The sequence below is a fragment of the Pseudomonas sp. KCJK9000 genome (genome assembly GCF_046230725.1).
In the GTDB taxonomy this organism is placed as follows: Bacteria; Pseudomonadota; Gammaproteobacteria; order Pseudomonadales; family Pseudomonadaceae; genus Aquipseudomonas; species Aquipseudomonas promysalinigenes.
In genome coordinates, this window is the sequence record NZ_JBJJLN010000135.1 from 1 (window position 1) to 643 (window position 643).

Below are 643 nucleotides of genomic sequence, written 5' to 3' on the forward strand. Positions count from 1 at the left end.
AGGAAAAGCTGGCGTACACCTACGATGTGCTGGGGCGGCTGACGCAAGAAATCACACCCGATGGCACGCTGGGCTACGAGTACGATCCGCTCAGTAACCTGACCACCCTGACCCTGCCGGATGGCCGCAAGGTCAACCACCTTTACTACGGCAGCGGCCACCTGCACCAGCTGAACCTGGATGGCCAGGTCATCAGCGACATGGAGCGTGATGACCTGCACCGTGAGGTGTACCGGACGCAGGGCAAGCTCACCAGTTGTTTCGGTTACGACGCCGTGGGGCGCAAGGCCTGGCAGTTTGCTTCGACCTTGCCGGCCGACAAGCTGTCGCAGGTGCACAACACCGGCATCAACACTTCACTGCTGGTGGAGCATGCCTACAACCCGATTCATCGCCGTTACCAGTACGACCCGGCCGGAGAGCTGGTGCGCACACTCGACAAGCTGCGTGGCGAGATCAAGTACGAGTACGAAGCCAACGGGCAACTGCGCAGCCGTGATACCGGTTCACTGGTGGGCAGCGAGGAGTTTCGCTACGACCCGGCGGCGAACAGGCTGGACTTCAATGCGCGGCAGTTTGACAAGGTCAAGGACAACCGTATCAAGCAGTGGCGGGACCAGGAGTATCGCTACGATCCTTGGGG

General features: G+C 60.8%; 1 protein-coding gene. It reads left to right on the top strand.

The features are described 5' to 3' along the window. Positions 1 to 643 (top strand): RHS repeat domain-containing protein (locus ACK59H_RS22950; protein ID WP_409264990.1); only part of this gene is annotated, 643 nt, incomplete at both ends.